The 13,443-nt window shown below is 60.2% G+C and carries 14 protein-coding genes; 6 read left to right on the top strand and 8 right to left on the bottom strand.

The window, feature by feature from the left end:
- Positions 1 to 281 precede the first annotated feature (281 nt).
- Entirely contained in the window at positions 282 to 857 is a 576-nt protein-coding gene (locus tag Q8N04_13225; GenBank protein ID MDP3091636.1) for a DUF3365 domain-containing protein, read from the bottom strand.
- Positions 858 to 1,070: 213 nt separating this feature from the next.
- Here Q8N04_13225 and Q8N04_13230 point away from each other — a divergent pair, with 213 nt between their 5' ends.
- Entirely contained in the window at positions 1,071 to 1,271 is a 201-nt protein-coding gene (locus tag Q8N04_13230; protein MDP3091637.1) for a hypothetical protein, read from the top strand.
- Positions 1,272 to 1,290: 19 nt separating this feature from the next.
- Here Q8N04_13230 and Q8N04_13235 read toward each other — a convergent pair whose 3' ends face one another.
- Positions 1,291 to 1,806: a hypothetical protein gene (locus Q8N04_13235; GenBank protein ID MDP3091638.1), complete on the bottom strand. Its 516-nt coding sequence runs from the start codon at positions 1,804 to 1,806 to the stop codon at positions 1,291 to 1,293.
- A gap of 4 nt (positions 1,807 to 1,810) precedes the next feature.
- Entirely contained in the window at positions 1,811 to 2,029 is a 219-nt protein-coding gene (locus Q8N04_13240; protein MDP3091639.1) for a hypothetical protein, read from the bottom strand.
- Between the two features lie 147 nt (positions 2,030 to 2,176).
- Here Q8N04_13240 and Q8N04_13245 point away from each other — a divergent pair, with 147 nt between their 5' ends.
- The 3 genes from Q8N04_13245 (at position 2,177) to Q8N04_13255 (ending at position 4,184) form a co-directional block, all read left to right on the top strand.
- A complete protein-coding gene (locus tag Q8N04_13245; protein MDP3091640.1) occupies positions 2,177 to 2,500 on the top strand; it encodes a hypothetical protein in 324 nt (107 codons plus the stop codon).
- Positions 2,501 to 2,825: 325 nt separating this feature from the next.
- The gene (locus Q8N04_13250) at positions 2,826 to 3,359 is read left to right on the top strand and encodes an acyloxyacyl hydrolase (GenBank protein MDP3091641.1); all 534 of its coding nucleotides are present in this window, start codon (positions 2,826 to 2,828) and stop codon (positions 3,357 to 3,359) included.
- Positions 3,360 to 3,449: 90 nt separating this feature from the next.
- Positions 3,450 to 4,184 (top strand): NADH-cytochrome b5 reductase, encoded by a 735-nt coding sequence (locus Q8N04_13255; GenBank protein ID MDP3091642.1) that lies wholly within the window; start codon positions 3,450 to 3,452, stop codon positions 4,182 to 4,184.
- A 120-nt stretch (positions 4,185 to 4,304) separates the two neighbouring features.
- Here the strand turns inward: Q8N04_13255 and Q8N04_13260 are convergent, their stop codons facing one another.
- From Q8N04_13260 to Q8N04_13280, 5 genes are all read right to left on the bottom strand, one after another.
- Positions 4,305 to 6,869 (bottom strand): AsmA family protein, encoded by a 2,565-nt coding sequence (locus Q8N04_13260; protein MDP3091643.1) that lies wholly within the window; start codon positions 6,867 to 6,869, stop codon positions 4,305 to 4,307.
- 136 nt (positions 6,870 to 7,005) lie between these two features.
- The gene (locus Q8N04_13265; protein ID MDP3091644.1) at positions 7,006 to 7,887 is read right to left on the bottom strand and encodes a M48 family metalloprotease; all 882 of its coding nucleotides are present in this window, start codon (positions 7,885 to 7,887) and stop codon (positions 7,006 to 7,008) included.
- Positions 7,877 to 8,386: an SH3 domain-containing protein gene (locus Q8N04_13270; protein ID MDP3091645.1), complete on the bottom strand. Its 510-nt coding sequence runs from the start codon at positions 8,384 to 8,386 to the stop codon at positions 7,877 to 7,879. The genes Q8N04_13265 and Q8N04_13270 overlap by 11 nt, the downstream gene beginning before the upstream one ends.
- 11 nt (positions 8,387 to 8,397) lie before the next feature.
- Positions 8,398 to 10,575, bottom strand: coding sequence for an adenylate/guanylate cyclase domain-containing protein (locus tag Q8N04_13275; GenBank protein MDP3091646.1), 2,178 nt, complete (start codon positions 10,573 to 10,575; stop codon positions 8,398 to 8,400).
- 39 nt (positions 10,576 to 10,614) lie between these two features.
- Positions 10,615 to 12,162, bottom strand: a complete 1,548-nt coding sequence (locus Q8N04_13280; GenBank protein MDP3091647.1) for a mechanosensitive ion channel family protein — start codon at positions 12,160 to 12,162, stop codon at positions 10,615 to 10,617.
- Between the two features lie 259 nt (positions 12,163 to 12,421).
- Here Q8N04_13280 and Q8N04_13285 point away from each other — a divergent pair, with 259 nt between their 5' ends.
- Together Q8N04_13285 and Q8N04_13290 are read left to right on the top strand one after the other, a co-directional pair.
- A complete protein-coding gene (locus tag Q8N04_13285) occupies positions 12,422 to 12,841 on the top strand; it encodes a hypothetical protein (protein ID MDP3091648.1) in 420 nt (139 codons plus the stop codon).
- Between the two features lie 216 nt (positions 12,842 to 13,057).
- On the top strand, positions 13,058 to 13,417 hold the full coding sequence (locus Q8N04_13290) for a cytochrome c (GenBank protein MDP3091649.1): 360 nt from the start codon (positions 13,058 to 13,060) through the stop codon (positions 13,415 to 13,417).
- Positions 13,418 to 13,443: the final 26 nt, after the last annotated feature.

Genomic DNA, 13,443 nt, shown 5'->3' on the forward strand with positions numbered 1-13,443 from the left:
TCCCCCCAAACCGATCACAATTCCACTCATTGGCACACGTATCGGCCACACCCTTCGGCGGCGGACCGAATCGCTGCTGGTCCTGCCGTGAATCTACGTCTTGTCACGCATGGTCAGCCATTACTCGGACAGGCTCCTAGGTGCGTATTTGGTGACAGGCTCTGCATCAGGCCGCGCCGGGCGCTTCCCTGGGCGTATCTCCATTTTCAGCCACCTCAGTATGAAATGGGAGGGGGTGACTGGATCAGAAGTAAGTCCCTCGCCTGCTCAAGCCGTTCGCCCTATCGCCCCATCGGAATTTCGATCACGAGGCCTCCCATGGCCTCATTCAGCTTGAAGTCCTTCTTGGCGCTCTGGGGGTGGGTGTTATGGCACCCCACGCAAGACTGACTCACGGCCCGGTCGGCATAGATGGCTTGAAAGTACGTCTCGCTCCCTTGCGTGACCGTGCCGGTCACGACCCATTCCGGGTGCGTGCGCAACGACTCCAGGCCGGCCTTCTCTGCGGCACTTCGTGGCACATTGAGTGGATTGATCGGCCAGAGACTAATGAGCCGGTAACGGACCGATGTGCCGGTCATCGCTGAAAGTGCGCTGGATTCCATGAGGAACTGGGCCGGCAGAGGGAGGGTATTCTTCGTGGCCCGCCAGTTTTCGGCTGCCGCAACGGCTCCACTTTTCTGCAGTCGTTCGACCACGTGGATGGTGTAGAACGTCCGATCCGCTTCGATTACCGCATGGAGGTAGTTCGCGACGGTCTCCGGCGGGATACCGGTCTGTTCGCCGGCTAGCGCGAGGTTTTGCAGGGACAGGCTCAGGGACAGAATCACGAGGGCGAGGGATCGGATGCCTCTCATGACGGAACCTCCTTCATGAAGGTTGGGACCGGCCGTACAGTGCCAGCATAGTCCTCTGCAAGGCTCGACACAAACTCAGAGTCCTGGCGATGGCCTTGAGCCGGAGAACACGGACCTTCTCATTTTCGGATCGCTTCACCCGCGTTGACAGGCCTTCTCCTGGATCGTACTCTTTCGTGCTGCAATATCAACTCGTGGAGGCTCGGTCCGTCTATGGCCACATTCGGAAAACTGCTGGTCTCGGCGTTCGGCGGCTATGTCGGGGGATTTCTCCTCGGCATGGCAGTGGTCTCCTCCTTCTCTTCGAACCGGCATGATAAGTCGACAGAGGCGGCGATGACGGGGGCCTTCGTTTTCGGTCCGCTCGGGGCGGTGCTTGCGATGATCGCCGCATGGATCTGGTGGGTATCGTAGCTTCTGCGAGGACCGTCGTTCAGTCGCCTTGCTGATGCCACCGATAGGTTGTCCCGTCCCAGTAGAGCAGGGCGCTGGCAGATTCGAGCTTCTGTACGAGGAGGGCGTCGCCGCGTAGCGCAGGCGGTTTCTTTCCCGTGGCGCTCTGCTGAGCCGCCTGTTTAACGAAGACGCTCCAGGCATCCAGCCACCCGAAGTCTGTCCCGCCGTTTCCGATGGCGCGCCCTGCTCCCAACACAATCAGGGTCTGTGCGCCTGCATGGAGGACCGCGATCCCCTGTTGTCCGCTCCTCTTGTGCACGATAAGCACGGCTACGTCGAGCCGTCCATCCCCGTTGAAGTCTCCGTGCAAAAAGAAAGGGTTGAGCCGTGTGGACAGGGCATAGGTGGAGGCGAAGGCCTTCTCCGTCAGGACCGGCGCGGTCCATTCTGGAAGATTTTGCTGCTCTTGCCAGGTCGGTTCGCCGCCCGACACGAGGCTTTCGGTCAGGAGGACGAGACCGACGACGAGCCCAAGTTCGCGAGCCATCTTCATCAGGTCACCGCACCTCATCCATCGTATCTTCCTGTTCAAACCACCACTCATAGCGACTCAGTTCCATATTCGGCAGATGGGCGGCGAGTTGATTGGCCGCGTTCGCGCGGCTGCCCGGCGCAATGCCGGTCGCGCTTCTCACGCGGCGCCAGGCATAGGGGGCAGTCAGATTGTCGTGTATGACGATGATCAGAGCGATCTGAGTCGGGTCGGTCGGTTTCATAGCGCCGGTATTGTGCGGCAAGGATCGGCTTGGGAGCAACAGTCCGGCTTCGCCTGCGATCAGCTCTGCGTCCCCAGTTGCGAGTATATAGGCGGGAACGTATGATATGCCTATCCGTTCAACATCTATCTAGAGGGAGGGTTGGTGATGGCACTTTTTCTCGCACTCTATCTGGTCTTTGCTTCAGTCCTTCCTGCCGTAGCGCTAGAGGGTTCCGCGTCGACCGCACCGGCTGCGATCAAGGCGGATGTGATGTATTGGGAAGGCAATGAGCTCATCGTGAAAGAATTCTCCGGTCACGAGATGCGTCTCGTGGTGACCCCCGACACAAAAATTGAGGGCGTGGTGGCCGGACGACTCAAGACCGGCGACAAGATTGTGGCGCAGGTCGGCGAGGATCGACGGGCGCTCTCTATCGTTCTACAAGTCCCTGATGCCGCGAGCAGCGGATCTGCTGGTGGCATGCGCTAGCGCGTGCCTCTTCCTTGCGGGGTGGGACTGTTCTCGCCGCATGAGTTAGACGAGGTCGTCTGTCCTTCGCTCACGGTTGTTTCCGCGTTTCATGCATTGGTTGCGAAGGTGTCGTTCGCCTTGTATAGTAAACAAGAGTGTGTTCTCACGATCTATCGCATGTATAGGTCGAACCCGCTCGCCCCCCTGAGAGACTACGACGATTCATTGCGATCTCCACTATTCGGAGCCCAGCGGCCTTGGTCTGCCTGACGGCGCTCGCCTGGTGAATTGCATCGTTCAGATCGGCTCCCTTCTGAGGAGCAGAGTAGGGCTGCGAGTCGCGATGGTCGGACTGCTTGTCTTGCTCGTGACTCCCTGTGTGATTCAGGCAGAAGAAATTCATTTGGAGAGCATTGGGTTGCGCGGAGGGGCGAGCGGAAGCTCTCCCATCGGAAAGAAGGAGACGCAATTCTTCAATGAATTTGACCTCATGGCCAGCTGGTCGCTTCCCTGGGGATGGTACTCTGACTCCGGATGGGGCATCGGCACGAGGCTGATGGGGAGTGTCGGCGCATTGAGGGCCTCGGGTGATACGGCCTTTATCGCCACGATGGTGCCTGGCGTGGTATTGGGAAAAAAAGATGGCTGGCTGTCCTTAGAGGTCGGGGCAGGAGTCGCCCTTCTCTCCATGCACCAATTCGCTAACCAGGATATGGGAGGCGCCTTCCAGGTGGTGGGGGATATCGCGCTTCGAGCGAAGGTCTATCGGGGGATCGGCGTGGGCTATTGGTTTCATCATCTGTCCGATGCCTCGCTCTATGGAGACAATGGCCGTGGATATGATCTCCATATGATCGAGCTCAGCTATCGGTTTTGACGCAAGGCGGCATCGGCGTCAGCAGTCTTCCCGCACCGCCTATTCTCTTCCTCCATTGCGGCCACGCGCTAAGGCTCGTAGGATGACCGCATGACTGCTGATTCTGTCAGGCGCATTCAGTCGAAGCAGCCGGTGCCGTATGAGCTGACGGCGATTCATCTCGATACCCACGACACGAAGACCTTCCACTTTGCCCTTCCGAGCGATACCACGCTGGATATGCTGCCGGGCGACCATCTCTATGTCCACGCGACGATCGACGGGAAATCCGTCAAACGTCCCTACACGCCTTCGTCGATGCCCGGCGCCACGGGCTCCTTCGATCTGACTGTGAAGCGATACGAGACGGGGGTGATTTCGCGCTATCTCCATGATCGGCAAGTCGGGGAGACGGTGCTGATGAGCGGGCCGAATCCGGGAGGCCATTGGGTAGACGGGATGGCGAAGAAAGTCGGTTTCGTGGCCGGCGGCTCCGGCATCACGCCGATGATTGCGATTATTCGGTGGATTCTTGCCAGGGGCCTCCCGGTCGAACTGGTCCTCCTGTATGCGAACAAGACCGAGGCTGACATTATTTTCCGCGCAGAGTGGGACGCGTACGCACGCGCTCACTCGAACTTCCATTGCCATCATGTCTTGAGCGAGCCGCCTGTTGGCTGGAGTCAAGGAACCGGCCGCATCAGCGAGGTGGCGCTACGCACGCATCTTCCGGCGCCCGGTGCCGACACGGTCATCTTTCTCTGTGGCCCCCCGCCGATGGTCGATGTGATCGAAACGACGCTCAAGTCGATCGGTCACGCCGAGCAGGCGATCATCCTGCCGTAGCGAACGCACGCATCACTGGACATAGGCCGGAGACGTGAGGCAGCACTCTCAGCGGTACGGTGTGTGTGCGCGCGCTGATTGCCGGCAGGTCTCTGTTCGGTACGACGTGCGAGACTGTCCTCACCGGCCGAGTAGCCCCTTCAACAGGTCTTTGCCTTGTTGTTGAAGGTCTTTAGGATTGGTCGTGCCTTCCAGCAGCCCTTTGACCGCTTCGTTCACTTTCTCTTTCACCTGCTCCTGGACTTTTCCCGTCAGCTCCTTGGTATCCAGCCCGTAGGCGGGAGCTTGTATGCTGCCGGTGATCTGGAAGGGGAGTCTGAGCCGCCCTTCCTTCAGCGCGATTCTGGCAATGGGTGAGGACGATGCCAGTTTCTGGCTGAGAGCGGGGGAGAGGTGCAGATTTACGGCAAGGTTGAGCGCCTGGTCGAATCCGACGGTGCCGGCGCCTGTGGCTTGGAAGTCGTGGCTATCGATCAGCAGTTTCTGCACAGTGACGAGGCCCTGCTTGATCATGACATCGGTTTCCATCGCCGAGAATGCGGTCGTTTTGAGGCGATCCGGCGAGAGGCCTGCCACCTTCAAGAGCGTGACCGCCTCCTCCATCAGGTTGATCCCTTCGATCTTCCCGTTCTTGATCCGCAGATGTCCCGGTCCCTCTAACGCCTTGGTCAGGTCCGGCATGGTGAAGCCGCTTCCTGTGACGGCCAGATCCATGGCGGCCGTTCCGCTCATTGAGACCTTGCTGTCCGGACTGATGGCCGCCAGCGCGGGGCCGAGTTGGAGTCCGTCGATCCTGACCTTGCCGCGAAACGGCGGAGTCGGCGAGGCTGTCGACATTTCTCCGTCCGCCTTGAACTGGCCGTCGAACAGCTGGAAGGAGGCGTTGGAAAGACGTGCGTTCGGCCCCTTGAGATCGGCATTTATGAGCAGGTTTTTGAGTTCGACGGATTTCGCGAGCCCGGTTTCGACCGGCAGATCTCCTGTCTGCACCGAGGGCGATGAGAGAATCACGTTCGCCTGGCCGCCCAGCAGGGTGCCTTTGACCGACAGAACAGATTTTCCCAGGATCACCCCAAGGCGCAGGTCGGAGATATCGGCGATCTCCAACGGAGGTGCCGTCGGTTTGAACGGCACACGGGTCTTGGCCGTGACGGTGAGATCCTTGATCTCCACTGGCTTGGCTAGCGGAATGGCGATCGGCAGGTCAGCAGTATTGAGCGAAGGGGATGAGAGCGTCACATTGGCCTGACCGTTGAGGACCGTTCCTTTGAGGTGCAGGAGTGACTGGCCCAGTGCGACGGCGACCCGCAGGTCGGAGACATCGGCAATTTCCAATGGAGGCGCAGCGGGATTGAAGGGGACACGTGTTTTGGCGGTGACGGACAGATCTTTGAGCGCCACCGGCTTCGCCAGCGGCAGAGCGATCGGCAGGTCAGCGGTATTCACGGAAGGCGAAGAGAGGGTCATGGCGGCCTGGCCGTTGAGGACGGTACCCTTCACCTGGATCAGCGATTGGCCCAGTGCGATGGCGACCCGCAGGTCGGAGACATCGGCGATTTCCAGCGGCGGTGCCGTCGGTTTGAACGGCACACGGGTCTTGGCCGTAACGGTGAGATCCTTCAACTCTACTGGCTTGGTCATCGGCACGGCGATCGGCAGATCAGCGGTGTTGAGTGAAGCGGATGACACCGTCACATGGGCCTGGCCGTTGAGGACGGTCCCTTTGAGGTGTACGGAGGAGCGTCCCATGATGAGCGCCAGGCTCAGATTCGAGATGTCTGCCAGCTCCAGGGGCGACACTCCTTGCTTGAACGGGTATGGCGCTTTGGCGGTCACCAGCAGATCCTTGATCAGCACCGGCTTCTGCAGCGGCAAGGCCACGGGAAGATCGGCCGTATTGATGGCGGGAGCAGACAGGGTCGCATCCAACCTGCCTCCGACGAGTGCCCCCTTCACAGCGAGCGCGATCTTGCCGAATCCCAAGGCGAAGTTGTACTGCTGCACTTCGAGTGTTTCGACCAGCGGGCCGAACTCACCGTCCAACGTGACCGGAAGATCATAGGGCAGCACTGTGGCCTTGAGGTGGACCGAAGGCGTGTGCCCGAGACGGACGGACTTCAGCAGCAGTTCGAGATTCTGCACCTGGTATTCCGTGACCGGGGCCGTCGAAAGATCGCGATAGGTCAGCCTTCCGCCTTTGATCGAGACGCGATCCACGGCGAACAAAGCCAGAATTTGCAACGGGTTTCCGTCGGGAGGTGGAACCGTACCTGGCTCTGTGGTAGACGAGGACGCTGTCCTGGCCCCGATGGTCGACACATTCATCACGCCGTCTTTGTTAGTGATGACCGTTACGACCGGATCGCGCAGAGAGATCTCTTCGACTTCCACCTGCTTACTGAGGAGTGGCAGGAGCTTCACCCCCACATCCAATGACGTCAGCGATGCAAAGGGCCCGGCGCTGAAGGCCGGATCGTCGAGGAGGGTCACCCCGCCCACACGGGCGCCGAGGCGCGGCCAGATGGTCAGGCGGATGTCTTGGAGCTGGACCTTGCGATTCAGCGCCTCTTCGATCAGCGGTTTGTACCGGTCTTGATACTGGTTTAGATCGATGAGAAACGGCAGCGCGAGGATCACGCCGACGAGGAGCACGAATCCGATAATCAGGCTGACGACAATTTTCACAACAGCATCTCCGATCTCTTGGCAGTATAGGAAGCAACCGGCGGAGGGTCAATGCAGGAGAGTGACCGTCCTGGTGGAGTGGCGATAGTTGGACTTGAGGTGAGCAAGCATGGTGAGGAGCGAACTATCCGGTCTTCTACAGCGCGCCGCTCGATGAGCGGCTGAAGCGATCGGCGAGGAGAATGCCCGTGGTTTTCAGCTTCTGCTCACTGATGGTGGACCGAACGGCCGAGAGCCGATTGGAAAAATCCGGATGCGTTTTGAAGAAGGCCCGGTCGTCGCCTTTGAGGGCCCGTAACCGGTCCAGAAATGTCTCGTAGGCGGTGGGATCATACCCCACGCGCGATGCGAAGATGACTCCCAGGCGGTCGGACTCCAACTCTTTTCCCTGGTCCAGCCCCTCATCCAACAGCTTCTTGACCGCTCCGTCGATCACATTCTTGAACGCGTCGGGATTCTTGTTCGCGTAAGCCAGGCCTGCTTCCGCCACGCCGGCGATCTGTTTGGACCGCTGAATGACGTCGAGGATATGTTTCTGGGTGACGTGACCGATCTCATGGCCTAACACCGCCGCGAGCTCGGCTTCGTTCTTGATCGTTTTCAACAACCCGCGGGTGACGAAGATGTAGCCGGCGGGGGCGGCGAAGGCGTTGATCGAGTCATGGTTGAGGATTGCAAAGCGATACTCGATGTCAGCCCGATCACAGGTCAACGCGACGCTACGGCCGACCAGGTTTACGTATCGCGTCAGGTCGGGTTGGTCATAGACCCCACCATAGCGGGCCACGACCTGCAAGGCGATCGCTTGTCCGATGGTCTGTTCCTCTTCATAGCCGATAGGCAGCAGCCCGCCGATGAGCGTTCCGCCGCCATGGATCGTCTTCGCCAGCCGTTCGTTCCCCGAGCTTCGTGCGGCGCCTTCGGCAGCCTTCTGGACTTCCGCACAGCCGGTCAGACCGGCGGTGGCAAACAGCGCCAGGCCGACAACGAGGAGCCCGCGTGATGATCTATTCTGCATATTCGCCGAGCCTCCCGGTTTTGAGGAATGCCTGGATATCTTCATCGGGAATCTTGTTGGCGGTCATCCGATCCACGGCAGCGCGATGCTGCTGGGTAATCCCGGCCCGATTGGCATAACTCTCCGATGCTTTATCAAGTCCGCGAGCGCCGGCCGAGGCGGTGACATTCGAGGCCTCGGTTTGTCTGAACCCCTTCCCCAGGGCGGCCAGCTCGTTGTCTCCTCCCGCCGGTTTCGATTCGGACACATGATTGGCATAGATCCACCCTTGGACCCCCTTGGCGGTTCGTACTTGCAGCCAGCGCTCCTCGCGTTTCACCACTTCCAGACTCTCGCCGAGCTTGAGGCTGGCGACGACCGGGTCCAGGGACGTCTTTCCTGAGCGCAACTGCGCGCTCTTGGCCGCGACGTATAGAGTTTCGCCCAAGGCGGCAGCGGTCATGGTCATAGCCGTCACCATGAAGACTATGATGGCAAGGAAGGCATGTTGGTGATTCACGGGAGCCTCGCTCACTTTGAGGTGAGTTCATACACGCCATCCCACTGTTCGGGAGGCGGAGCTATAAGGTACTCTTTGGCTCTTTCCAAGTAAACCCGTGCCGGGCCGTCCTTCGGGTCGAGTGCCAGAGCCGCCTCAAAGTGCGTGGCCGCTGTTTTAAAATCGCGCTGTTTGTAGGCCTCGAGCCCCGCTCGATAGGCCTCAATGTGACGGTGTCGTTCGTCAGGCAGCTCTCCCTTGCGGGCGAGCAATTCGAAGACTACCACGGGTTCCCGTTTACCTTTGACCCGCATGCGGTCGACTTCCCGCGCTTCGATGTCCCCGGCGGCGAGTTCGTAGGTACGGGGACCCAACAGGATCAGCGTGTCGTAAAACTTGTTCGCGCCCTCCAGGCGGGAAGCCAGGTTCACGGCATCGCCCATCACCGTGTATTCCATCCGGGCCTGGGACCCCATATTGCCGACCACGAGCCAGCCGGAATTGATCCCGATGCGTGCGCGGATCTCCGGCTGTCCCTCGGCTTTCCACCGCTCGCGCAGCCTCGCGAGCTCCCGCTGCGAATCCAGGGCGGCAAAGCAGGCCAGGCTGGCATGGTTGGGCTCTCCGCGCGGCGCCCCGAAGATCGCCATGATGCCGTCCCCCAGGTACTTATTCACGTTGCCCCGGTGGCGGAGAATGATCTCCGTCATGGCCGAGAGATACTGGTTCAGGAGCTCGACGAGCCTCTCCGGATCCATCTGTTCCGAGATGGAGGTGAATCCGGCGATATCAGAAAAGAGCACCGACAGTTCTTTTTTCTCGCCGCCGAGCCGGATGGCTTCCGGATTCCGCATGATCTCATCGACCACCTCAGCCGCCATGTATTTGTCGAAAACCGTCCGCAGTTGCCGGCGCTGTCTTCCTTCCGTCAGGTACTCCACGGTCGCGGAGGTTGCAAACGAGGCGGCCAGCGCGCCTTCGGGTATGGCGAGATCGAGCCAGAGTCCGTGCGAGGTAAAGGCGTGGACGGCGAGTCCGTAGTAAGCGGTGGCCAGGCCGGCGATGGTGGCGGCCTTGATCCACTGGGATTGCATCAACATGAAGGCCCACGCGGTAGCCAGCGCAAGGACGAGCGTGGAGGCCGCGAAGACCGCCCACGAGGCCGGTTGGAGATGGCGATGTCTCAGCATATTATCGAGCGCCGACATGTGGATGAGGACGCCCGGTGCGAAGGGGGACAGCGGGGTCACCCGCAGATCGTACGTCCCGGCGGCGGTGGTGGCAATGAACACGATTTTGTCGCGAAACAGCGCCGGGTCGAGCAGGGGCGGCTTCCCGCCCTGCCTGTCGATATAGGAGCGGAGGACGGCTCCGATGGGATAGACGGGGTAGACGTGATTCTCCAGCGATCCGTGCCAGTCGATGACCATGTCCTGTTCCGCGGTTAAAGGAATCGTCACCGGTCCAAGGCGAAGTTCCCGAGGATGCAGGGAGGCTCGATCCGCTTGCAGGAGGTCCCGCGCGACAGCCGTGCTGATGTGCAGGAATGCCTGCTGCTGCGCGTATGCCAGTGGAGGGAGTCGGCGGGTGGTTCCGTCGATGTCCGGGGTCAGGTTGATATATCCGAGACCGTGAGCGGCCTGCGCGAACAGCGGCAAGGGCAATTTAGCCCCGGCGTAGGTCGGGACTGTTTCGGGTGGCAGAGCCCTCTGATCGTCGAGCGGGATCGTCGCTTTTTTCAAGATCTCGAGCGGGTACCCTTGCCCACCGTCAGGGGAAGCGTTCGAGCCGCCGGAGGGCTGTTGCTCGTTCTGCATCAGGAACGGCAGATAAACGTTTCCGGCGGCCCGCATCTCTTCGGCGAATACCGCATCAAACTCTTCCCCCGACCGATCCGGTTCGAGAAACAGGAGATCGAAGATTACGGCTTTGGCGCCGGCCTCTTTCAGATAGTGGACGACGTACCCGTGCCGGTCACGGGACCAGGGCCACTGGCCGTAGGCTTCCAGGCTGGCCTCATCCACCGCGACCAGTACGATGTCGCTTCCGGCCTTGGTGGCATCTGCGTATCGATGGAATCGATGGTCGAGTGTCTTGAGTTCGGTGACGGTGAGCCATCCGGACCAGTGCAGAGCTAAGGCGAGGAGCCACACCGCGCCTCCCACTACCGCTCCGGAGATGACCTTGTTGAATCGCGTGGCGGCTTGCATGTTACGGCTCCACCGTCGATGACCGGAGCCGGTCGGGGATCAGTTCCCGGACCGACGGAAGAATTGGAGAATCTTCGCGGTGAGCGATTGTCCATCCTCTGCGACAGACCTCAGCTTTGACGCGCGATCGGCGGTTTCGCGCGTGGCCGCCAGCGCCGACTGCCGGGTCGCGAGGATTGTGCCGAATTGTTCTGCCAGGCCGGGGGTCTTGGATATCACCTGGCTCATGGCGCTCTTACCGATGACCGTGACGGTCAGTTGGGATTTTGCCTGGACCGTGGCGGAGCGTGGGGCTCCGGTGAGCAGGGACATTTCGCCGAAGAACTGCCCTTTCTTGAGCGCGGCGACCGGCGTAGTTTGATCACCCGTCTTGATCACGACGTCGGCTTCGCCCTCCATGACCACGAAGAGTTCCTCTCCCGGTTCGCCCTCCCGCACGACCTGCTCGCCGGGCAGGTAGACGCGTTTCTGCGCATGTTCGGCCAGCGAATGCAGCCCCTCTGCGTCGAGTATGGCTAAGAAATCGATCGCACGAAATTGCTCCTTCATGCCGGCCAGTTCGATGGCCCGCAGCGCCGTCAGGTCGGGGGGCTGGGTGGTGTGCACGACACGTTGGGGATAAGGGATCTCGATACCATTCCGCTGGAAGGCATACCAGACGTAGGCCATCACCTCGCCCTCAAGGCGTTCTCGGCCTCCGTAGTCATGGAAAAAGAACTTGAGCTTGTAGGAGATGCCGGACTCTTTGAATTCCTCAACGAAGCTGATCGGCGCCGGAGAGGCGACGACGCCTGGGACCGCCAACGCAGATTGCACGAGGATTTCTTTTACCTGCATCGGGGGATGGGCATAGTTCGCTTCGACGTGAATGGCTCGGGCGCACAGGCTTTCCGGCCGGCTATGGTTGGTGATGGCGGATTGGGAGACCGCATCGTTGGGGAGCATGATGTAATCGTAGGCGCGCGTTCTGATCGTGATGTAATCGAAGGCGATGTCGGTAACGATCCCCTCTTTGTCCATCAAGGTGACCCAGTCGCCGACGTGGATCATGCGGCCGAGCTGGATGCCCGAGGCCAGGCGCGCGATGACGTCTTTAAGCGCAAACCCCACCACGGCGGTGGCGATGGTCGGGAGCGCGATCAAGGTCAGCGGATCCATTTCGAGCACCGCCCGTAGCAGGACGAGGCCCGCGAGTGTGACCCCGACGAGCAGGAAGATCAGGCGGAGCATCCGGGGGATGTATTTCCCCCGCTTCTCGACGAGGTAATCTTCGATGAACAGCAGATCCAGGGTTTTCAGGATGACGAAGGACATCGCCAGGTAGGCGATGAAGGCCAGCCAGGGCTGCGCCCACTGGGGCACATGTGAGATCAAGCCCTGTGTCGTGAGCTCCAGCAGGAGCACGAGCAGGATCGTGGAGAGGCATCCCGCGTAGAATTCAAGCCCGGCAGGTTTTTTACGGACGGCGCCGAGGTAGGCAAGCAGTCCGATGATGATCAGGCCAAGAATCGACGCTACGCCCATATCGTTCGCCGGGTTCCGATGAATGGACTGTACCGGCGTTCGAAGCCGGCGGTCGGCGCTCATCCAGACGGATGCCCGACGAGCAGAAGATAGACCGGATGAGCATGGGATGCAAGATGGTGGGATGAGTGGACGGTCATGTATTCAGACGGGGCGGGGCGGCCTCGTGGGAATGCGGCGGGATCGTGGCCAGATCAAGCCCGTCACACAGTTTCTTGCCGTCTGCCTAGTGGGGGGCAATTGCACAAGGCCGGTGTTAGAATCTCGCTCTGTCTCAGGGAGCGGGCTTGTGTGAATACAATTTCGTTTGTATGATCTCAACATGAATCTTCGTCTCTGCATTGCGTCGTTGTGGTTCGCGTTGCTGGCTGTTCCCGTTGGGGGCCATGCAGCGGATGACCTTCAAGTAGCCGACTCTCCCGCCTTGCAGTCGCTGAATCAGCAGTTTTCTCGGGGAGGCGTGGCGTCCGAGGTGCCGTTCTACGCGCCGGACTCGTTACCGTTGTCCTCTCCGGCATCGTCGATCTTTCGGGATATTCCGTCGATCAGCGGCCGCTATCCCGTCGGGGGGCGCACCATCATGCCGTATCTCGGGGCGGGATTCGGCGGCGGGTATACGTCGGAGTTAAATCGTTCGTTGACCGGTCCTGCTCCCGTGCAAAGCGATGTCGGGCTACGCAGTCAGCTCGGGCAGGGGCTTTCGCCGAATGAGTTTCATCTGGGCCTCCGCATTCCTTTCTAATGAGCGTTGTCTCCGATCGTGCGCGTTCGCTCAACGCCCGACTTCTTCTCCCTCCATTGAGCGTGCCGGTCTGAAGGGGTATCGTTCGGTACAACGCGTAGAGATCTCCGTGAATTGAGTCAAAGATGCGTGCAACGTAATCTGTTGATCAAACGGCTTCTTACGGACAAAGCGGGGCGTGATCGTCAACCTGACGAGGCGTGAGGAGGAGCGACGATGGCATCAGGATGGCGGGTCGGGATCTCAACGGCGGTCTGCATAAGCGGGCTGCTTTATGGAGGGATCGTCCAGGGAGAACCTGAGTCCAAGGTTCCGCGCGGCGATTCGGCGCGCGGCAAGACCCTTTTTATCAGAAATTGCGCCGGTTGCCACGGGGCTGCGGGTGGGGGAGATGGCTATCGGCTCCTGGGGCCGGATCCGGCGAATCTCACGTCACCGTCGACCAGCAGAAAATCCGATGCCGACCTGCTGAAGACGATCCACCATGGCAAACCGAATATGCCGGCCTGGAAGGGAAATCTTTCGGAGAGCCAGAGCCGGGATGTGCTGGCCTACGTGCGAACGTTTGCCAAATGACGAGCCTGGGATCACGGTTGATTTGT

Source organism: Nitrospira sp. (assembly GCA_030692565.1).
In the GTDB taxonomy this organism is placed as follows: Bacteria; Nitrospirota; Nitrospiria; order Nitrospirales; family Nitrospiraceae; genus Nitrospira_D.